The sequence below is a fragment of the Streptomyces mangrovisoli genome (assembly GCF_000974985.2).
Classification (GTDB): Bacteria; Actinomycetota; Actinomycetes; order Streptomycetales; family Streptomycetaceae; genus Streptomyces; species Streptomyces mangrovisoli.
In genome coordinates this window covers 165,899-186,003 of record NZ_LAVA02000097.1, presented here as the reverse complement: position 1 = coordinate 186,003, position 20,105 = coordinate 165,899, and the positions used below count along the sequence as shown (strand labels likewise).

The window sequence follows — 20,105 nt, the reverse complement described above, 5'->3', positions numbered from 1 at the left end:
TGTGGGTGCGTGTGCGAGGTGCCGTTAGAGTCGCCCCGAGCAAGGGCTTGGCCTGCTCGGACGGGAGCCATCGTGGCCGATACACCGATAGTCACCACCTTCGTCAGCACGCCGGCCACGGTGCTCGGCTCGTACCGTGCGTGTGCGCGGCGGGGGTATGTACAGCGCCTTGTGATCAGTATCGGGTTCGTCCTCCTGGGCGCCGGTGTGTGCGTGGCAGGCATTGCCCAGGCAGGCGGTTCTGTTTCGGCCGGGGTGGTGTTCATGCTCTGGGGCGCCGGATTCTTCCTGCTGCGCGAGCGGTCCGTCCGGAGGCAGCTGGCGCCTTACCTGGTGGGGGATCGGGAGGTCACCGTCACCATGACGGACACGGAGTACCGTACCCATGGCCCGGACCGGTCCACGTCCCGGACGTGGACGACGTTCCGGAGCGTCTCGCGCGTCGGTGACTTCTGGGTGCTGCGCGTCTCCCCGCAGATGGCGATGGGCCTGCCGGTCGCGGCCCTGGACGAACGGCAGACGGCTGCGTTCCTCGCGTTGTTGGGGGAGAAGGGGTTGGGCCCGGTCGTGTGATGCGCGAAGGTGCGGAGCCGGTGGACCTGCCGGCACCAGGCCTTTGCGCCTTGCTCGACGTCACGATTTCGGGTCGGTGCTCAACAAGCCCCAGAAGAAGGTCAGCAGCGCGGTCACGACAGCCGCCGTCCCACCCACGAGGACCAGCCCGCTGAAGGCGTTCGACACGCGTGTGCCGTGCGGAAGCGGAATCGGGAACCAGCTGGGGGCGCTGGCGTCGAAGGCGGCGGGGTTGCTGCAGAGACCGATCAGTACCCCCAGGATTCCGAAGATCCAGAAGCATGCCTTCGCGAGGAACACCGCGACTTCCAGCGCCTCTCCGATCCGCGACTTGGCGGGCGCGGCCGAGGCGGTGACGTCACCAGTCAGGACCGGTGTCCGCTGCTGCGGGGCGATGTCGTCGGTCCGGACCGGTGTCGCCTGCCGCGCGGCGACGTCGACGGACCGGCCCGGCGTCCGCTCCTGTCGTGGTGTCCTGTGCGGGCCTTCCGCGTTGGCGAGGAGGACGAGTGCGCTCGCCGCGGACGGCCGTCTCTCCGGGTCCTTGTCCAGCAGGGCCGTGATGAGCCCCCGAAGTCGCCCGGCCTTCGCCGGTGGCGGGGGTTCCTCCAGTGCCACCGCGGCCATGGTCGCCGTAGGTGTGGCGCGGGCGAAGGGCGACACGCCTTCCGTCGCCTCGTAGAGGCTGGCCCCCAGCGCGAACAGGTCCCCGGCTGGTGTGTCCCTGCCGTTGAGGCGTTCCGGCGACATGTAGGGGAGTGTGCCGGCGAGGACGGCCTGGGTCGTCGTGGTGGACCCCTTGGCGATGCCGAAGTCGGTCAACAGCACCGTTCCGTCCTCGGCGAGCATGATGTTGGCCGGTTTCACGTCCCGGTGCAGGACGCCCGACTCGTGCGCCGCGTCGAGTGCGGCGAGGACTCCGGCCGCGACATGAGCGGCCATGACCGGCCCCAACGGGCCCCGTTCCCGGATCTCCTGATCGAGCGTCCGTCCCTCGACCAGCCGCATCACCAGCCACGGTGTTCCGCCGTCGCCGACCACGTCGAAGACGGTCACGATGTTCGGATGGTCCCGCAGCCGGGCGGCGTGCCGCGCCTCGTCCTCCGCCTGCCCCAGAACCGCGTCGCGCTCGGTGTTTCCCGCCGAGGGGTCCACCCGCACCTGCTTGAGGGCCACTTCCACCCGCAGACGCTCGTCGTACGCGCTCCACACCTCGCCGTACCCACCGGACCCCAGCTTCTGCAGAAGCCGGAATCGCCCGGCGACCAGTTGCTCCACGGAGGTCCTCCTCGGGGTGGACACCTGGCTCGGGCCGGTCGGTGGGTGCATGGCCTGGGAGGTGCGGAGCACCGTGACGGTTTCCGTGGCGCGTCGGGCGTGCAGGGCGCGGAACGCCGTGGCTGCCTCGGTCAACCGCCGTGTGCGGGCGTCGAGTCCGGGTCCCCGGCGGTGGTCGGCGCCGTGCCCCTGTCCGGGTTGCCGAGCGATGTCCCGCAGCCGTGCGGTGACCGTCGACGCGTCCGACGGGCGGTCCGCCGGGTCCTTGGCCAAAAGGTCGAGCACGAGCCGGTCGAGCGCCTCGGGAATGTCCGGCCGGGCGGCGGCCGATGACGGCGGGGCGACCTGGTGGTGCCGGTACATCGCGCCCGGCCAGTCCGCCCTCGGGTCCACCCACGGTGCCCCGACCAGGAGTTCGTGGAGGACGCAGCCGAGGGCGTACAGATCGCTGCGATGGTCGACCGCCAGCGTGGCGAACTGTTCCGGCGCCATGTAGGGCAGCGTCCCCGCGGCCTGGACCACCCCGGTCAGCAGCGAAGTGGCGTTCGCCAGGCGGGAGATGCCGAAGTCGCAGATCTTCACCACACCGGATTGCTGAAGGAACAGGTTCGCGGGCTTGATGTCGCGGTGGACCACCCCCTGCGTGTGGGCCGCGGCGAGCGCGTCCGCCACCTGCCTGCCGAGGTCGACCACCCGCTCCCACGGCAACCCGTCGCGGTGGAGCCTCACTTCGCGGTCCAGGCTGTGTCCGACGAGCCGTTCCATCACCAGGTACCAGGGGGTGCCACCGTCCCGGGAGGGGCTGCCCAGGTCGAAGACGGTGGTGATGCCCGGATGCGACAGCATCGCGCCGATCTCCGCCTCGCGGCGGAACAGGGCAAGGTCGCGGGGTTCGAGGACGCCCGCGGGCGACAGGATCTTCACGGCGACGGGCCGTTTCAGGCGGAGGTCCTTGCCCTCCCACACCTGGCCCATGCCGCCGCGCCCCAGCAACCGTGAGAGTTCGTAGCGGTCGTCCAGTAAGAGCCCCGGCGTCACCGTTGCGCCGTGCATGCGCTGCCTCCGCGCTCGGTCCGACAGTCGGCGTCGCCCGCAGCATAGCCGTTTCACCCGATCAGAGGAACGCCTATGTCTGTTAGGGGTGTGAGGGTGGGCGCTGGGGTCGGTCGGGGGCGGGGCCGAGCAGGCCGCCCTCCCAGAGGCGGCGGACATAGCCATTCAACTCGATTCCGGCGGCGTCGAGTTGAGCCTGGTCGCCATCGGCCACGGCGGAGGTCGCGAGCGCGGTGGTGGCCGCGAGGATCATCCGGCAGACGAGCCGGCCCTCGGCGTCTGCGACCCCGAGGGTCTCCGCGACCAGCTCCACCACGGTGTCGTACAACGGCGCCCGGACCGGCAGCACACCGGGACCGGCCGCGAACGCCTCCACCAGGCACAGCCGGGCCGTGGGCCAGTCCGCGGCCAGGGTGCTCAGGTAGGCGCTGATCAGCCGTTCGAAGCGCGGCAGCGGACCGTCCACGGCAGTGTCGGCGGCGGTGCCCCCGCCCGTACCGGCAGCCGCGTCGGCGCCGCCGTCGACACCTGGCCCGCTCCCCGACGCGGCGAGCCGCTCCAGCACCCGCGCCAGCAGGCTCTCCCCGGCGGCCTGGTAGGCGGCGGCGAAGCAGTCCGCCTTGGAGTCGAAGTAGCGGTAGAACGTCTGCCGGGACACTCCCGCGCGCCGGATGACGTCCTCGACGGTGGCGGCGGCGTACCCCCGCTCGGCCAGCACCTGCGCCATCGCCGTGTACACCCGCCCCCGCTGGAGCGCTTCCACCTGGTCGACCGGCAGGGCGCTCCTGCCCCGGGGTAGTTTGCGCTGCGGTGCCGTCACGTCACGCAGATTAGCCTGGCGGGCGTCCGGGCCGACGGCCGCCGGAGCGCGGGCGGGTGCCGTTGGCGCCCACGGGTGGGAAGCCCGGCGGAGGCGGGTGGGCCGCACGGCCGTGGTCACGGCACGGCACGGCCGGTCCCGCGCGATGGTGTGTCGAGTCGTTACGCTCGCACCTATGACCCTTCTGCGGATGGACAACGTCGCCGTCGTCGTCGACGACCTGGACGCGGCCGTCGCCTTCTTCACCGAGCTCGGCATGGAGCTGGACGGAAAGGCGCAGATCGAAGGCCTCTACGCGGACCGCACCGTCGGACTCGACGGAGTCCGCAGCGACATCGCGATGATGCGGACCCCGGACGGCCACAGCAAGCTGGAGCTGACCAAGTTCCACGCCCCCGCGGTGTCCGACGCCGCGCCGCGGAACCCTCCGCCCAACACGCTGGGCCTGCACCGCGTCATGTTCGCCGTCGACGACATCGACGACACCGTCGCCCGGCTGCGCGCCCACGGCGCCGAACTCCTCGGCGAGGTGGCGCAGTACGAGAACATCTTCCGGCTCTGCTACCTCCGCGGCCCCGCGGGCATCATCGTCGCTCTGGCCGAACAGATCGGCTGACGCGGGCCGTTCACCGCTGTGGTCGCATGAGGTTCAGATCGTCGCCCCACGCGTCCAGCACGTCGCCGTGTCCGGCCCGTCGGGCGACGGTCTCGGCAAGGCTGAACAGGTGCCGTTGCAGGAGTACGTCGCCGGTCGCGGTGATGCGGTCCACGGACCGGAGCAGCGAGCGCGCGTCCCAGCCCGGAAGCGGGTACCGGTCGAGCTCCCACTCCAGGTACTTGTTGTAGGGGCGGGGGCGCCGGTCGAGCGCGAAGAGCAGCTCGAAAAGGAACCGGACACTGTCGGCGGCGTCCAGGCGGGCGGCGAGCGGCAGGCCGTCCCGGTGGTTCTTGAGTGAGCGGTAGAGCGAGTTGGCGTAGGCGTCGAGCCAACTGCGGGCGTCCCGGGCCGCCTCGGCGGCGTCCAGGCGGGCCTTGTCGGCGAGGATCCGGGCGATGCCTCCGTCGAGCCGGTCGAGCACGATCCGGGCCCGGGCGAGGGCGTAGCGCTCGGGACCCGGCATCCCGGCCGCGCGGAACTCGGTGAGGGAGAGGACGACAAGGTCCAGTTCGGCGCTGCGGTGACCCTTCGACCGTACGAGGGCGGTCGTGGCGGCGTCGTCCACGACCACGTACAGGTCGTGATCGGAGTGCGGGGTGACCATCCCGTCGTGGGCCTGGGAACCCTTGAGGACCAGTCCTACGACGGCCGGATCGGCGGTCGCGAGTTCGACGAACGCGTCGTAGGTGAGGGGCTGTCGAGCAGTCATGGCGTGCATCTCCGGTAGGGCTCCGCACCCTACCGGCGTACGGCTTGCTCCGCCCGGGATTCGGCCGCACAGACGGCCGTCCACCACAGCTGTCCTGCGCCGCGTTCCTGCGTCGCTGTCCTGGCGACTTGCTGTCAGCTGAGCTGATGGTCAGCAGCACTGACTATCGCCTATGGTGATGGTCATGATGACCGCATCATCCCGTCGCGCACTGCGCTTCGGCATCAAGACCACGCCCATGCACCTGGCCTACGACGACATCCTCCGGGTCTGGGAGGAGGCCGACGAGTTACCCGAACTCGCCGACGCCTGGCTGTGGGATCACCTCATGCCGCTGGCCGGACCACCCGGCGGCGCCGTACTGGAGGGCTGGACGCTGCTGGCCGCACTGGCCGCCCGCACCAGCCGGCTCCGTCTCGGCCTGCTCGTCACCAGCAACGTGCCGCGCGCCCCCGCCCACCTCGGAAAGATCGCCACCACCGTGGACGTGATCTCCCAAGGGCGCCTGATCATGGGCCTGGGCGTCGGAGGCACCCGACAGCCCGCCGGCCCCAACCCGGCCGTCAGCGAGTACGCCGCCTACGGTCTCCCGCTCCCGAGTCCCGCCGAGGGGCTGGCCCGCCTCACCGAGACGATCACCATCCTGCGCAGCATGTGGACCGAGGAAGTCTTCGACCACGACGGCCCGTTCACCACCCTGCGTGGCACCCGCAACGGCCCCGGCCCGGTCCGGCCCGGCGGTCCGCCGCTGCTGATCGGCGGCTGGGGCGACCGGACGCTGCGCATCGTCGCCGAGCACGCCGACATCTGGAACGTGCCGGGACCACCCCACAACAGCGCCGCCTGGGCGGCCGAGCGTGGCCGCGTGCTGGACGCGCACTGCGCGGCCATCGGGCGCGACCCGGCCGAGATCGCCCGCTCCGCGCAGATCATCGTCGACTACGCCGACCCGGCCGGCAGCCGCGCCCATGTCACGGCACTCGCCGCCGCGGGCATCGGGCACGTCGTGCTCGCGCTGCCCCGCCCGTATCCGCGCGGGGCCGCGCGCCGGCTCGTAGACGAGATCGTCACCCCGGTCCGCGAGAACGGCGCCTGACGGTGCTTCCGCGGTCGTCCCCCGGCGTCAGCGGCACCGAGTCGGCCGCGGGTGGCTGCGGGTCGGTCCGCTCGCGCCGGTGATCCGAACGACAGCACCTCGGGCCGGTCGCGGAGGGCGTGCGGCCGTCCGGGCGCGCCGCGCTTCCCGGCGTGCAACATGAGATGGAGCCCTCCGACCGCTCGCGACCGGCGTTGAAGTGGAGGGCGTGCCGCGCGGCCACGTACACTCGGCGGCTGCCTCCGCGTTCGGCGTGAGGCGCCGACCGGAAGGATGCCTCGCCCGTGTTCCAGGAAGCCCCGATCTATCGACAGCTCATTGCGGAGCGCGGTGATGTGCCGGCGCAGGTCCGCGGTGAGGCCGAGCGGATCGCGAGGGACCTCCAGCGAGTGATGCCGCCCATGCGGGTATCCGCTCCGGTCGCGGCCGAGCGCGCGTGGTCCGGCGCGCATGGTGCGTCCGCCGCGCCGGCGCTCCCGCCGGGCGCGCAGCTGGGCTGACGGCTGTCCGGGCGAGCCGTGCCGGCGGGCTCACTCGCCCCCACGTGACTGCGCGACTCGCCCCCGGGTGACTGGGGGATTTGCCCGGGGCTACGTGGTAACAGCTGTTACCATGGCCGTATGGCCAAGACTCAGCTGGGCGTGCGCGTGGACAGCGAGATCAAGCAACTGGCGGAAGCCCGTGCCAAGGACCGTGGGCTGAGCCTCGGTGACTACATCGCCGTCCTCGTGCAGGAGGACACCGAGGGGCTGCGGCAGCGGGGACTGGACGCCGCCGCGTGGTTCCTCGCCGAGCACCAGGACGTCTTCGACGAAGCCGAGGACGCCGACCGCGCTCCCGGAGCGCACGACCGTACCCCCGGATCGCACGACCGCACTCCGGGAGCGCACGCCGCCTGATGGACCTGTACATCGACGTCCCCTGGATCCTGCGGGTCGCGGAGATCGCGGGGGCGGGGGATCCCGCCCCGGACGACTACGGGGTGCCGGTGGCCGCGGTCGCCGCACACCGGGCCGAACTCCTGGACCAGCCGGTCTACGACGGCGCCTACGCCCGCGCCGCCGCCCTGGTGCACATCCTCGGCCGCTGCCGATGGCTGGAGCGTTCCAACATGGCCGTGGCGGCGGCGACCGGCGTGATGTACCTGGAGGCGTCGGGGCTCCCGGTCAAGCCCGGCCGGGAGGAAGCCGTCGCCCTGCGCGACCTGCTGCGCGATCCCGCCTGCACCGCCGCGAGGATCGCCGCCCAGCTGCGCGGCTGGCCGACAGCCGCCTGACCGGAGACCAGGCGACAAGGCGACCAGGCGACCGGCAGTCGGCAGCGGGTCGGGCGACTCGGCCGACGGACGGTCAGCCCTCCGCCAGGCGCTGCTCCCGCGTGAACGAGTGGCTGCGCTCCACCTTCGCGACGTGCAGCGTGTAGCTGTCGTACCACTCGGCGCGCCCGCGCTTCTGTGCCTCGCGGTGCTCGGCGTTGCTCCGCCACTGCGCGAGGGCGTCGGCGTCGCGGAAGTATCCGACGGTGATGCCGAGGCCGCCCGGCGTCTGCGCGTGGTCCATCCCCAGGTACCCGGGGATCTCCTTCACGAGCTCCTCCATACGCGCGTTGGTCTCGCCGTAACCACCCTGGTCCTGGGTGCGCACCGTGGTGAAGACGGCTACGTAGTAGGGGAGTTCATAGGCCTCGACGGGCGCGACAGGTGCTTCGGGGTGATCACTCATGGCGCCACCTTAGTGGGGGCCCGCGGAGGTCGAGGCGCGGTTGCCGGAACGGTGCCGCGGCCATGCCGAAGGAGGCGGCTCCTGGGGGAGCCGCCTCCAATGATCATCAGGACCGGCCGGATCGGTGTCGATGCGGCCGATCACGGCTGATCAGCAGCCGAGCAGCCGAGCAGCCGAGCAGCCGAGCAGCCGAGCAGCAGCGCAGCAGCGCGGCAGAGCAGCTCAGTAGCTCAGTAGCTCAGCAGGGGAACGTGCCGCTGTAGAGCGCGTGTCCGTAGGAGGTGGTTCCGGAGCCGAAGCCGTAGATGCCGTCGTCGCTCCAGACCGCCTCACGGGAGCCGTTGACGCAGGTCGACGTCGGGGCGATCGCGAAGCCCTCCAGGTTGTCGGTCGGCATGACGGACGGGTTCGTGTAGGTCACGTCCGGCACGATCGCGCCGGAGGAATTGACCTTCATGAACGTGTGCGTCTCACCGCAGGTGTTGTCGCAGGTCGCGACGATGCGCTGGGTGCCGGCGTCGTACGTCACGTCCATCACGCCGGCCTTGCCCGTGGCGACCGTGCCGAACGTGATGAACGTACCGTCGGAGTTGAGACCGTAGACGTGCAGCGAGCCGTCCCACTCCAGGCCGGCGAAGTACAGACCCGAGCCGTGCAGCGGGTAGTTGGCCGGGTTGTAGGCGGCGCCGGTGAGCGGGTCGACCCAGCCGCCCGCGGTCAGCCAGCTGTCCGGCACGTAACCGACGCCCTCGAAGCCGAGGTTGGCGTCGTCCTTGTCGCCGGTGTTGAGCTGCGGGAACTGCGAGGTCATGTCCCACTGGTGGACCGGGGTGAGCGTCGATCCGGTCGCGGACGGGTCGAACTCCAGGATCGTGTCCTTGGGCACCGTGTTGTTGGCGTTGTCACGCTCGGACGTCACGTAGATGTGGCCGTTGGCGCCGACCGTCAGGCCCTCGGAGTCCGGCTGGCCGGAGCCGCCGGTGAAGGTGATCTGCTTGCCGGTGGCGCTCCAGGTCGTGTCCGGGATCCACTTGCCGTTGCTCTTGACCAGCTTGTACAGCCAGTTCTTGTTCTTGGCCGCCCACAGCACGGACGGGTTGGACGGGTCGAAGGCGAGACCGCTCACGTCACGGCCCTCGGGACCCGTGGACGTGGTGAACGCGCAGACGTTGTCGGCGATGGTGACGTCCAGCCCGCCCGGCCAGGCCGAGGTGCCGGACGGGGTCGAGCCCGTGCCGGAGGGTGCCTCGGGCGTGCAGCCGCTGGTCAGCGAGCCGCCGCCGCCCAGCAGTTGGCCGGTCTGCGTGCCGCCGCCGGTACCGCCGCCGGTGCTGCCCGAGCAGGAGTTCGCGCTGCCGAGCGTGGCGGTCGTGGCGGTCTGGAACCAGCCGGTGCCGTTGGCGCAGCGCTCGTCCGACGGCTTGGCGGCGTCGGTGGTCCAGGTCACCGAGTCGATGGTGTTGCCGCTGCTGTCGAGGAGGAAGACCGAGTCGTTGTCGCCCAGGCCGAGGGTGGAGTTGAACGTGACATAGCCGCCCGCGGGGATGCTCGTCGCGCTCGGCGAGGAGGACGAGATCGTCGCGGCGGAGTGGGAGGTGTCGGCGTCGACGTACTTCCACGAGCCCACGCTGACCGCGCTCGTCCCGCCGTTGTACAGCTCCACGGTGTCGGAGCCGTCCGAGGTGACCTCGTTGATCCGCACCTGGCTCGCCGCGGGGATCGACGGGCAGCCCGAGGCGTTCGCGGCGCCGAAGGTGGCCGCCGTGGTCGTCGTCACCCACGCCCCGGTGCCGTCGCCGCCGCAGCGCGCCATGGCCGGCTTCGCCGTGTCGGTCGCCCACTCCACGCGGTCGACGACCGTGCCGCCGGAGGTGTAGATCACCAGCTTGTCCGAATCACCCAGCCCCTTGGGCGAGTTGAAGGTGACGAAGCCGCCGGCCGCGATCGTGGTGGAGGAAGGGGTGAACGACTGCGCCGAGAAGCTGTCGTCGGACATCTTCCAGCCGCTGATGCTCACCGCGGTCGAGCCGGAGTTGTACAGCTCCACCGTGTCGTTGTTCGACGAGGTGACTTCGTTGATCCGGACGTTCTGATATCCGGCCGGGTCCGCGGCGGCCGCCGGCTGGGCGGCCACCATCCCGGTGGCGAGGAGTCCCGAAAGCGTCAGAGCCACGGCGCACGCTGAGGTGACGCCGGCACGCGAGTGTGAGGTAGGCACGAGGGGGAACTCTGATGAGACGATCTTGAAACGCGGTGTACTCCAGCTGAACGGCACCTTCTGGCCATGGGAACGTCAGGCGTGCAGAGCCGCTCGTGCTAGCGTGGGGTGTTTGCAGTGTCGCTGTGTCGGTGTCGCGTTCGGTGCCCCTGGCTGGTGGCCCCGTCCCGCCGCGCCTTCCTCGGTACGGTCCCTTCGGAGGAAGGCTTTCTGTGAGCGATCTCTCTGTGAGCGATTCAGGACGTCCTGTTGTGAGCGATTCCACACGGGTCGACGCCCCACAGCAGGACGACGCGCCCGAGGCGCCCGACACCGCGTCGGCGCTGCCCGCGGTGACGTCCTTCGCGGAGCTGGGGCTGCCGGCCGAGGTCCTGCGGACGCTCGACGAGCACGGTGTGACGGTGCCCTTCCCCATCCAGGCGGCCGCGCTGCCGAACGCCCTGGCGGGGCGCGACGTCCTCGGCCGCGGCCGTACCGGTTCCGGCAAGACGCTCGCCTTCGGCCTCGGGATGCTCGTCCGTACGGCCGGACGGCGCGCGCAGCCCAAGGAGCCGCTGGCGCTCGTGCTGGTGCCCACCAGGGAGCTGGCGCAGCAGGTCGGTGAGGCGCTCGCTCCCTACGCCGAGGCGCTGCGGCTGCGGCTCGCGACCGTGGTGGGCGGCATGTCCATCGGACGGCAGGCGGCCGCGCTGCGGGACGGCGCGGAGATCGTCGTCGCCACGCCCGGCCGGCTGCACGACCTCGTCGACCGCAAGGACTGCCGACTGGGCCGGGTGCGCATCGCGGTCCTGGACGAGGCCGACCAGATGTGCGACATGGGGTTCCTGCCGCAGGTCACCGAGATCCTGGACCAGGTGCGTCCCGACGGGCAGCGGATGCTGTTCTCCGCGACCCTCGACCGTGACGTCGACCACCTGGTGCAGAACTACCTGCGCGACCCGGCCGTCCACTCCGTGGACCCCTCCTCCAGCGCGGTCTCCGGCATCGAGCACCACGTCTTCGTCGTGCACGGACCGGACCGGTACGCCGTCACCACGGAGATCGCCGCCCGCGACGGCCGCGTCCTGCTGTTCCTGGACACCAAGCACGGTGTCGACCAGCTCACCCGGCATCTGCGGGCCAGCGGGGTGGCCGCCGCCGCCCTGCACAGCGGGAAGTCGCAGCCGCAGCGCACCAAAACCCTGTCCCAGTTCAAGAACGGGCAGGTCACCGCGCTCGTGGCGACGAACGTCGCCGCGCGTGGCCTGCACGTGGACGACCTCGACCTCGTGGTCAACGTCGACCCGGCCACCGACCCGAAGGACTACCTGCACCGCGTGGGCCGTACGGCCCGGGCCGGCCGCTCCGGCACCGCCGTGACGCTCGTCCTGTCGGGGCAGCGCCGCGAGACGAGCCAGGTCATGGCGGACGCCGGCGTCGTCGCCAAGGTCACCAAGGTGCGCTCCGGCGAGGCCGAGCTGAGCCGGATCACCGGCGCCAAGGCCCCCTCCGGCCAGCCCCTCGACGGCGGCCCCGCCGCACCGCGCCCCAAGAACCACAACGCCCCGTTCCGCGGCCTGGGCAGCACCAAGGACCCGCGGGCCGCCTCCGGCGGCGGCAGGCCGTCCCGCAAGACCAGCGAGGCCCGCAAGCTCGCCGAGGCCCGCGAGGCGGCCCGGGTACGCCGGGGCGGCTGAACCCGGACTCCTCAGGACGGCCGACACCTGGACCGGGGCCCGAGGTCGAGCGGCGGACCTGCCCTACGGGACGTTCCAGGCGGAGATGACGGGTTGCCCGTCCTCGGTGGCCAGGAAGCCGAGCGTGCCCGGGTGCGGATGGCCGAGGAGTCGGCTCGCGGACGCGTCGAGGCCGAGCCAGCGGACCGTGAGAACGCGCGCCAAGTGGCCGTGCGCGACGACGGCGACATCGCCCTCCCGCAGCAGCGCACGGACGCGGTCCAGCACCGCGTCCGTCCGCGCGGCCACCTGCCCGAGCTGCTCGCCGGGGTGGTCGGCGTCGCCGGGAACGACGCCGTCGCGCCACAGGTCCCAGCCCGGCCTGGACTCCCGGATCTGCTCGGCGGTCAGACCTTCGTAGCCGCCGTAGTCCCACTCCAGCAGGGCGGGATCGGGCTCGGCGCCGGTAAGACCGGCAAGCTCCGCCGTCCGCATGGCGCGGCTCAGTGGACTGCTCAGCACGGCGACCGGACGGCGGCGGGCCAGTCTCGGAGCCAGATCTCTGGCCGCGGCTTCGCCCGCTGCGGTCAGAGGGACGTCGGTCCGTCCAGCGTGCCGGCCCGACAGGCTCCACTCGGTCTGACCGTGCCGGATCACTATCAGCTCACCCATGACCGCGCACGCTATCCGATCCGGCCGTCAGCCGAGACGGCTCCACCGACTCCACCACCGACTCCATCGGCCGGCTTCCCGTTGCCGCCCCCGCCGGTGACCGGCACCCACCGCGTCGCCCTCGTCCGAACCGGTCCGGCGCGGCCGCCCCTCAGCCGGGCTGGAAGAACGCGAGAAGCTTCTCGGCGGCGCCCGGTGAGCTCAGCATCTCCTGCATCCTTCCGGACATCCGGGCGGCAGCGCTGGTGCGTTCGAACATCTCGCGTTCGTATTCCCGTACGGCGGCGGGGAAGTCGAGCGGATGCGCGGCGAGCGCGAGGCCGAGCAGGGCGCCGTCCAGCAACGCCATGTTGGCCCCCTCTCCCACCGGCGGCATCAGATGCGCCGCGTCGCCGACCAGCGTGACGTCGGGTGCCGACGGCCACGTGAGGCCCGCCGGGAGGGTGGTGATCGAGCGCGATACGACCGTGTCGTCGCTCGCCGCGATCAGCGCGACGAACCGCGCGTCCCAGCCGGGCAGCAGCTCGATCAGCCGTTTCCGGGCGGCGGCCGCGTCGTCCCACGGGATCCCGCTCGTGGCGAACCAGTCCTCGCGGGTGTTGTAGAAGCTGACGCCGACCCGGACCCGGCCGTCGCCGTTGCGCTGCGCGGCCAGGGACAGGCCGTCGCCCATCACCCAGTAGGTGCCGCGCCCGACCATGGCCGCGAGCTCGGGGTGCCTGCGGTCGATGTCGGAGATGCAGAGTTCGACGACGTCGTGGCCGGTGTGCGTGGGGCGGGCGTCGGTGAGCAGCGGGCGGACGCGGGAGTTCGCGCCGTCGGCGCCGACCAGCAGGCCGTACGGCGCACTGCCGCCGTCGGCGAAGTGCAGCGAGCCGTCGCCCGCCGACGTGACCGCGTGCCCCCAGCGCACCGTGCCGTCCGGCAGGGAGTCCAGCAGCAGGTCGCGCAGATCCGCGCGGTCGACCTCGGGTCGCAGGAGCGGCGCGTCGTCGGGGGTGTCCTCCTGGAGCAGCAGCGTGCCGTCCGGCTCGAGAAGCCGCATGTCCTGACCCGCACCCCGGGCGATCGCGTGGAACCCGTCCATCAAACCGGCCTCGCGCAGCGCCCGTTGGCCGGAGTGGATGTCGAGCATGCCGCCCTGGCCACGCGCGTCCCGTGACGCCTCACGTTCGTACACGACGGACTCCAGGCCGTGGACGTGGAGCACGCGGGCGAGCGCCAGGCCGCCCAGTCCGGCTCCGACGATGGCGATGGTCATGACTGCGTCTCCTTCGACGAACCGGTCTGCCGGCAGACCGATGGACCGATACGGGCGTACGGCGCTGCGCCGACCGGCGATACACCGTACTGGTCGATACACTGTATCGCTCGGTGCGATGTATCGTGAGCGGCATGTTGGTGTGGGAGAGGCCGGAGCCGCCGAATCGACCCGTACCGGCCCCCTTGAGCCGGGACCGGATCGTGCGTGCGGCGGTCGGACTGGCCGACGCGGACGGCCTGGACGCGGTGTCGCTGCGCAAGGTCGCCACCGTGCTGGACGTCCGCCCGATGCGGCTGTACGGCTACATCGCCGGCAAGGAGGAGCTGCTCGACCTGATGGTCGACGCGGCCTACGCCGAGATCCGGTCGACCGGAGACGGCTGGCGGGAGGCGCTGCGGTCGCACGCCGAAGCCACCCGGCACGCCGTCCACCAGCATGAATGGCTCGCCGACCTGCTGGGCGGCCGGCCGCAGCTCGGGCCGCACGCCCTGGCCAGCGGGGAGGCCGTGCTGGCGGCCCTGGGCGACATCCACGTGGACGCCCGCATGCCGGTGGTCGCCTCGGTCAAGGCGTACGTGGTCGGCGCCGTACGCCGGGAGATCGCCGAGCGGCGTGCCGAACGGGCCACCGGCCTGGACGAGAGCCGTTGGCAGGCCGAGCACGGGCCGTATCTGGAACGGAACTTCGCCGCCGGCCGATTCTCCGCGCTGGCCGAAGTGGTGCGCGACGCCGTCCACCTGGACGCCGACGAGACCTTCCGGATCGGCCTCGACTTCCTGCTCGACGGCATCGAGGCCGGCATCCGGACGTGACGCCCGCCGTGCACCGGTCCTGCACCGGTGCTGCACGTCCGGTCCTGCACCGGTGCTGCACGGGCCCTGCGCCGGCCCCGCACCGGTCGTGTTGCGGCCGCGCGCGGCCGTAGTCGGTGATGGTCCGGTCGGAGCCGGAGTGTGCCCTGCTCGGCCGCGGTGGATGCGGCGGACGGGGTGGGTCATGTGGTGTGTCGGTCGTGTGACGGCGCGTTAGGGTTGCGGCGCAACGAGGCGTCCATCAGCGGATGTTTCGGTTGTCGGGCCGTCATGTCCGGCCGTCGGTGGGGGTGTCCGGACCGGTCGGCCAGTGCCTGGTTGCGCAGTGGATCGTCTGGGGGGTTTGTGATGACCGAAGTCCCGATGGAGACCGTGGAGGCCGACGCCGTCGGCGATGCCGGGAGCGGTGAGGACGCGGACCGCGAGGCCGTCGAGCAGGAGCGGGAGGAGATACGGGAGTTCGTCACAGGGCTGAGCGCGAACGACATCAAGTCGGGCAGCTGGTTCACCAAACTCAGCGCCCAGGCCCTGGGTTCCTACACCGACAAGGTCGACTGGCAGTACTTCCAGGAGCGGTACGAGGGCGTGCCCGCGGATGCCGTCGTCGATCAGCGGATCAAGATGGCGGCCCGCTACGCCGCGCTGGAGGGCGGACTGTCGGCCGGGGCCTACACGGCCGCCGTCGCCGCCACCCTCGGCAGCCTCGGTGGTGCCTCGCCGGCGACGGTCCCGGCCGCCGTCGCGACCATGATGGTCGACGTCGCGTTCACCACCCGGCTCCAGCTCCGCCTGGCCTACGACGTCGCGATCCTCTACCGGATACCGCTGGACCTGACCGACCCCGAGGACATGTGGAAGCTGATCCGCGTGGCCTTCACCATCAGGGGCGGGGAGGTGGTCAGGGAGGGCGTGGTCAAGGCGGTCCCCGCCCTGGTGCGGCCGGTGGTCAAGCGCTTCTACTCCAAGGCGGTGCTGTCCGCCGCGAAGGGACTCCCCTTCGTGGGCAAGTACCTTCTCCAGCGCAACGTCATCAAGATCGGGATCCCGGTGGTCGGCGTACCCCTCGCGGTGGTGCTGAACCGCTGGACGACCCTGGTCGCGGGGCGGCACGCGCAGGCCGTCTTCCGGAACGAGGCGCGGGTGATCGAGGTCGCCGACGGCCTGAACAAGCGCAGCAGGCACCCTCAGTTGATGCTGTGGGTCGCGTGGCTCGTCGTGAACGCGGACCAGAAGATCGCCGACGACGAGGCCCTGCTGATGCGGCACCTGACCAGGCTGGCCCGGGAACGGCATCAGGTGGTCGACGAGGAACTCGCGCACCTCGTCGACGTCGAACCCGCCGAGGTGTGGCGGCGGGTGGCCGCCGAGCCGGGCGATCTGAGCGACGTCCTCGACGCGGCCGAGCGGGTGGCCGCGGTGGACGGTGACGTCAACGCGCGCGAGAAGGCGGTCATCTCCGAGCTGCGGGATCGCTGCCGCCGGGACTGACGGCCGTCAGCGGGTGCCTGCCGCGCCCGGCCGTCCGGCGAGCAGGCCGGCCGGGCAGCCGATCAGCCGACCGGGCAGCCGATCAGCTGGCCGGTGCGGCCGCGGCGAGCTCGTCTCCGTCTCCCAGGCTCCTTCAGCGCAGTCGCCGTGCGCGCAGCACCACGTCGTCGGTGTGGTGCGCGCCCGCGCCGCCCTCGGGCGCCACTCGGGGCCGCTGCTCGTCCACCTCGATCTCCCAGTCGTCGTCGAGGAGTTCGGCGATCATCGAGGGCCAGACGTAGTCGGCCGGGTCGAAGCCGCCGTCGGCCGCGTGCCGGGTGTCCATCCCCGCGTGGTGGACGACCAGCAGCACGCCACCGGGCGCGACGGCGGCGAGCAGCGCCCGCTCGGCCGCCGCGTCGGGGGTGCGCAACAGGGCCGGGTACTGAGCGGAGACCAGGTCGAAGGAGGCCGGCGGAAGCACGGCCGCGACGAGCTCGGCGTGTACCCAGCGAAGGGCGAGAGCGGTGCCCCGGACCTGCCCGGCATCCCGCCCCTGCCCGGCGTCTCGCGCGTGCTCGGCCGCCCGTTCCAGCGCCACGCCCGATACCTCGAGCGCGGTCACGTCCCAGCCGCGGCGGGCGAGCCAGATGGCGTCCGCGCCCTCGCCGCAGCCGACGTCGAGCACGCGCCCGGGGGTGAGTCCGGCGACCTCCGCCACGAGCGCCCCGTTCGGCTGCCCGCTCCACAGCTGGTGCCGCTCGTTGTACCGGTCGTCCCACTCGGCCCGTACGGCAGGGTCGCCTGCGTACGCGTCCGCGGGCGGGGGGACACGGGAGGCGAGAGGCTGCGTCGCGGTGCCGTGGGAGGCGGGGGGCTGCGTTGCGATGTCGTCGGTCACGGGCCCACCGTCACCCAGGACCACACCGCGCTGCCACTCCCTTTGCCGGTTCGGCAAAACGCGCCCGGGGACGTCGCGTTCTCGGCGGGGGAGAGACCCCCTCGTGGGCGATAAAGCACCGAAAGCGGGACGGCCTGCCCGGCCTGCGAAAACGCACGGGTCAAGATCGCCTGGCCGGTCCTAGAATCCGGTACGTGATGTTGGTCCGCTCGGGGACCCGTCCGTAGTCCGTGGGGGGTCATGATGGGCAACCGGTCCGGCAGAGCGGTGGGTTGGCGATCCGCTGTCGTCGTAATCGGCGTCGTGATGAGTGCGTCGGTACTGTCGGTCGCGCCCGCCGGTGCCGTGCACGGCGCGGTGCCCGGGGACTTCAACGGCGACGGCTACCGCGATGTGGTGCTGCCCGCGCCGGGGGCGAACGTCTCCGGGAAGGAGGGGGCCGGAGCCGTCGTCGTGCTGTACGGGTCGAAGGGCGGGGTGTCGTCCGCCTCGAAGCGGCAGACCCTCACGCAGAACTCGTCCGGGGTGCCCGGCACCGCCGAGACGGGCGACGGCTTCGGCTGGGCCACCGCGACGGCCGACCTCAACCACGACGGCTATGCTGACCTGCTCGTCGGCTCGCCCTACGAGGACACGAGCGGGGGAACCGACGCGGGCTCGGTCACCGTTCTGTGGGGAAGCAAGAGCGGCCTCACGACCGCCACTCTGCTGTCGAAGCCCGCCGGCCTCGACGGGTCCGTCGAGAAGGACCGCTACGGCAGCGACATCGCGGCCCTGTCGAACGGCGCCGGGGTGAAGACCCGGGTCGCCATCGCGAGCGTTCAGGGGACGGTCCTGGTCAGCGGGCCGTTCAGCCACACCGGGACCCACGGCGTCGTCGCATACGAGAACAGGACCGCGTCCGTCATCAGCGTCGACCTGGGCGACTTCAACCGGGACGGCGTCCCCGATCCGGTCATCGACACCGACCGGCTGAGCGATCTGAGCGGCGGCGAGATCTACCTGAACACCGGCACCACCTACCTCCTCACCCACGCCAACGGCCTCGACTCCGCCACCGGTGACGTCAACGGCGACGGGTACACCGACCTGGTCGTGGGCGACCCCGACGATCCGTACACGCCGGGGGTGGACGGCGCGGTCGGCGGCCGGATCCTTGTCTGGTACGGCTCCAAGAGCGGGATCGCGTCGGGCGCCGAGCCGGTGGAGCTGACGCAGAACACCGCCGGGGTGCCCGGGAGTTCCGCCAGCAACGACGGCTTCGGCGGCTCGCTGACCGTGGGCGACCTCAACGGGGACGGAGCCGCCGACATCGTGGTCGGGACCCCGCTGGAGACCTCGAACTCCCGCGCGGGTGTGGTGACCGTGATCCCCGGCCGCCGCACGGGTGCGCTCGGGACCGGGTCCTACTCCTTCACCCAGAACACCGCCGGTGTCCCGGGCACCTCCGAGATCGACGACATGTTCGGCACCACGGTCGCCATCGGTGACGTCAACGGCGACGGCAGACCCGAACTGCTGGTCAGCGCCGCCTCCGAGAACGACTTCACCGGCGCCGTCTGGGTGTTCCCGGGCACCACCTCCGGACCGACCGCGAGCGGCAGCCGCATGTTCACGGCCTCCTCGGTGGGACTCACCCAGCTCTCCGGGACGGTCCTGGGCGGCTACGGACTGCTCATGCTGATCTGAGGGTGACGGGCGAGCGCCACCCGTGAGCGCACTCCGAGCCGGGTGAAGATGTTGCGCAGGTGGTACTCGACGGTCCGGGTGCTGATCGACAGCTGCCGGGCCACCTCGCGGTTGGTGGCCCCGCGCGCCACCGAGCGGGCGATGCGCAACTGCTGCGGGGTCAACGTCGTCAGCGGCGCCGGGCCGGGGCCCGGGTCGGGTGCGACGGTGGGCGTCTCACCGGCCGCCCTCAGTTCGGCGTCGGCGTACCCGGACCACACGTCGGCACCGCAGTGGTCGAATCCCACGACGGCGGCGCGCAGTTGAGGGCGCGCCTCGACGGGACGGCGTCGGCGCCGCAGCCACATCCCGTACGCGAGGTGGGTGCGGGCGTGCTCGTAGGGGCTGTCGACCGCCTCGTGGTGCGTCAGGGCCGCGGTGAAGAGGTCTTCGCTGTGCTCGTCGTCCGCCACCAGGGCCCGGCAGCGCAGTACGACGGCCGGCGCCGCCGGATCCGCGCCCTGTGAAGCCCACCGGGCGTACTGGTCGATGAGCTGTTCCACCTCCGCGTCCCCGTCGTGTCCGGCGAGGACCGCGGCCTCGACGTAGCAGGGGACCGCCATCATCCGCAGTCCGAAGTGGCCCTGCCGCGGTCCCGCGCGGACCAGTGGGGCCAGGCGCGCGGCGGCCTGCTCGGCGTTGCCGTCGCTCAACTCGCCGCGGGCGCGCGCCCATTCGGCGAGGGTTCGCGCCTGGCTCAGTCCGTGGGCATGGGCGGTGCGCAGGGCCGACCGCGCGTGTGTGGCGACCGTGGCCGGGTCGCCCGCGATGGAGGCGGCGAGGGCGAGCACCGCGGACAGGCCGGCCGCGGCATTGCGGTGCGGCTGCCGGCAGGCGGCCTCCAGGCCGGCCTCCGCGTGTGCGCGGGCCTGGTGGTATCTGCCCGCCCTCAGTTCGGCGTAGGCGAGGTGTTCCAGGACCCGGGGGAGGAGCGCCGAGGCGCCTTCGGAGCGGGCCGCGGCCAGTGCGGCGCCGAGGGTCTGCCGTGCGGTCGCGAGATCGCCCAGCATGAGGGCGATCGTGCCCGCGGACAGGAGCCGCGAGGCCTCCTGCCGCGTCTTGAGCGCGTTCAGCAGGGGGACCAGCAGGGCGTTGGCGCGGGCGAAGTCGCCGTGCAGGACGCTTGTCATGCCGTCGCGGTAGGCACGCCAGAAGGCATCTGTCGGAGAGCTGTTCTCCTCGGCCGACGGGTTCCCGTCGGGGTGGCCGGCTCCGGGGCACAGTGCGTCCAGCGCAGTGAGGTAGCCGTCGCGGTCGCCCGCCGACCAGGCGGCGAGGGTGGCGTGGACCGCCGCCTCGCGCGAGCGGGCCACGTCGGTCCTCCACAGCGCGCCGGACGCGAGCAGCAGGAGGTGGTGGGCGTCGGAGACGGGACCGTCGCGCAACAGGCGGAGGCCGAGCGCCATCTCGTCGGCCGCGGGCGGACGTTGCTCGTCTCGCATGGAGGGAGCGTCGCTCGGGCCGGAGTCCGTGCCGGTCG

At 72.0% G+C, this 20,105-nt stretch carries 19 protein-coding genes; 10 read left to right on the top strand and 9 right to left on the bottom strand.

Annotation, left to right across the window (positions count from 1 at the left end):
- Window positions 1-72: 72 nt before the first annotated feature.
- Window positions 73-573 carry a YcxB family protein gene (locus WN71_RS33200; protein ID WP_052742907.1) on the top strand — a complete coding sequence of 167 codons (501 nt, stop codon included), beginning with the start codon at window positions 73-75 and terminating at the stop codon, window positions 571-573.
- Window positions 574-633: 60 nt separating this feature from the next.
- On the opposite strand, the gene WN71_RS33195 is transcribed toward WN71_RS33200, so the two are convergent.
- Together WN71_RS33195 and WN71_RS33190 are read right to left on the bottom strand one after the other, a co-directional pair.
- On the bottom strand, window positions 634-2,904 hold the full coding sequence (locus WN71_RS33195) for a serine/threonine-protein kinase (RefSeq protein ID WP_052742906.1): 2,271 nt from the start codon (window positions 2,902-2,904) through the stop codon (window positions 634-636).
- 82 nt (window positions 2,905-2,986) lie between these two features.
- Window positions 2,987-3,724, bottom strand: a complete 738-nt coding sequence (locus WN71_RS33190; RefSeq protein WP_063777670.1) for a TetR/AcrR family transcriptional regulator — start codon at window positions 3,722-3,724, stop codon at window positions 2,987-2,989.
- A 175-nt stretch (window positions 3,725-3,899) separates the two neighbouring features.
- Here WN71_RS33190 and WN71_RS33185 point away from each other — a divergent pair, with 175 nt between their 5' ends.
- Window positions 3,900-4,340 carry a VOC family protein gene (locus WN71_RS33185; RefSeq protein WP_046582706.1) on the top strand — a complete coding sequence of 147 codons (441 nt, stop codon included), beginning with the start codon at window positions 3,900-3,902 and terminating at the stop codon, window positions 4,338-4,340.
- A gap of 10 nt (window positions 4,341-4,350) precedes the next feature.
- On the opposite strand, the gene WN71_RS33180 is transcribed toward WN71_RS33185, so the two are convergent.
- Window positions 4,351-5,091 carry a hypothetical protein gene (locus WN71_RS33180; protein ID WP_046582757.1) on the bottom strand — a complete coding sequence of 247 codons (741 nt, stop codon included), beginning with the start codon at window positions 5,089-5,091 and terminating at the stop codon, window positions 4,351-4,353.
- 184 nt (window positions 5,092-5,275) lie between these two features.
- Between WN71_RS33180 and WN71_RS33175 the strand changes: the two genes are divergently transcribed.
- From WN71_RS33175 to WN71_RS33160, 4 genes are all read left to right on the top strand, one after another.
- Window positions 5,276-6,187 carry an LLM class flavin-dependent oxidoreductase gene (locus WN71_RS33175; protein WP_240529854.1) on the top strand — a complete coding sequence of 304 codons (912 nt, stop codon included), beginning with the start codon at window positions 5,276-5,278 and terminating at the stop codon, window positions 6,185-6,187.
- Between the two features lie 284 nt (window positions 6,188-6,471).
- Window positions 6,472-6,687 (top strand): hypothetical protein, encoded by a 216-nt coding sequence (locus WN71_RS33170; protein WP_046582705.1) that lies wholly within the window; start codon window positions 6,472-6,474, stop codon window positions 6,685-6,687.
- 120 nt (window positions 6,688-6,807) lie between these two features.
- Window positions 6,808-7,086, top strand: coding sequence for a hypothetical protein (locus tag WN71_RS33165; protein ID WP_046582702.1), 279 nt, complete (start codon window positions 6,808-6,810; stop codon window positions 7,084-7,086).
- Window positions 7,086-7,463: a hypothetical protein gene (locus tag WN71_RS33160; RefSeq protein ID WP_046582700.1), complete on the top strand. Its 378-nt coding sequence runs from the start codon at window positions 7,086-7,088 to the stop codon at window positions 7,461-7,463. The genes WN71_RS33165 and WN71_RS33160 overlap by 1 nt, the downstream gene beginning before the upstream one ends.
- 73 nt (window positions 7,464-7,536) lie before the next feature.
- Here the strand turns inward: WN71_RS33160 and WN71_RS33155 are convergent, their stop codons facing one another.
- A complete protein-coding gene (locus tag WN71_RS33155) occupies window positions 7,537-7,908 on the bottom strand; it encodes an antibiotic biosynthesis monooxygenase family protein (RefSeq protein ID WP_046582698.1) in 372 nt (123 codons plus the stop codon).
- A gap of 238 nt (window positions 7,909-8,146) precedes the next feature.
- The gene (locus tag WN71_RS40375; protein WP_240529853.1) at window positions 8,147-10,081 is read right to left on the bottom strand and encodes a lamin tail domain-containing protein; all 1,935 of its coding nucleotides are present in this window, start codon (window positions 10,079-10,081) and stop codon (window positions 8,147-8,149) included.
- A gap of 296 nt (window positions 10,082-10,377) precedes the next feature.
- Here WN71_RS40375 and WN71_RS33145 point away from each other — a divergent pair, with 296 nt between their 5' ends.
- Complete coding sequence (locus tag WN71_RS33145; protein ID WP_046582695.1) at window positions 10,378-11,802, top strand: DEAD/DEAH box helicase; 1,425 nt, start codon at window positions 10,378-10,380, stop codon at window positions 11,800-11,802.
- A 63-nt stretch (window positions 11,803-11,865) separates the two neighbouring features.
- On the opposite strand, the gene WN71_RS33140 is transcribed toward WN71_RS33145, so the two are convergent.
- Together WN71_RS33140 and WN71_RS33135 are read right to left on the bottom strand one after the other, a co-directional pair.
- A complete protein-coding gene (locus tag WN71_RS33140) occupies window positions 11,866-12,453 on the bottom strand; it encodes a histidine phosphatase family protein (RefSeq protein WP_046582693.1) in 588 nt (195 codons plus the stop codon).
- A 151-nt stretch (window positions 12,454-12,604) separates the two neighbouring features.
- Window positions 12,605-13,714: an FAD-dependent oxidoreductase gene (locus tag WN71_RS33135; protein WP_046582692.1), complete on the bottom strand. Its 1,110-nt coding sequence runs from the start codon at window positions 13,712-13,714 to the stop codon at window positions 12,605-12,607.
- Window positions 13,715-13,848: 134 nt separating this feature from the next.
- Here WN71_RS33135 and WN71_RS33130 point away from each other — a divergent pair, with 134 nt between their 5' ends.
- Both WN71_RS33130 and WN71_RS33125 read left to right on the top strand, forming a co-directional pair.
- Window positions 13,849-14,529: a TetR/AcrR family transcriptional regulator gene (locus WN71_RS33130; protein ID WP_046582690.1), complete on the top strand. Its 681-nt coding sequence runs from the start codon at window positions 13,849-13,851 to the stop codon at window positions 14,527-14,529.
- 348 nt (window positions 14,530-14,877) lie between these two features.
- Window positions 14,878-16,017 carry a hypothetical protein gene (locus WN71_RS33125; protein ID WP_046582688.1) on the top strand — a complete coding sequence of 380 codons (1,140 nt, stop codon included), beginning with the start codon at window positions 14,878-14,880 and terminating at the stop codon, window positions 16,015-16,017.
- 133 nt (window positions 16,018-16,150) lie between these two features.
- Here WN71_RS33125 and WN71_RS33120 read toward each other — a convergent pair whose 3' ends face one another.
- Window positions 16,151-16,897, bottom strand: coding sequence for a class I SAM-dependent methyltransferase (locus WN71_RS33120; protein WP_240529852.1), 747 nt, complete (start codon window positions 16,895-16,897; stop codon window positions 16,151-16,153).
- Window positions 16,898-17,203: 306 nt separating this feature from the next.
- Between WN71_RS33120 and WN71_RS33115 the strand changes: the two genes are divergently transcribed.
- Complete coding sequence (locus tag WN71_RS33115; RefSeq protein ID WP_240529851.1) at window positions 17,204-18,586, top strand: FG-GAP-like repeat-containing protein; 1,383 nt, start codon at window positions 17,204-17,206, stop codon at window positions 18,584-18,586.
- Here WN71_RS33115 and WN71_RS33110 read toward each other — a convergent pair.
- Window positions 18,562-20,067 (bottom strand): LuxR family transcriptional regulator, encoded by a 1,506-nt coding sequence (locus WN71_RS33110; protein WP_046582751.1) that lies wholly within the window; start codon window positions 20,065-20,067, stop codon window positions 18,562-18,564. The two genes, WN71_RS33115 and WN71_RS33110, sit on opposite strands and share 25 nt — an antisense overlap.
- Between the last annotated feature and the right edge of the window lie 38 nt (window positions 20,068-20,105).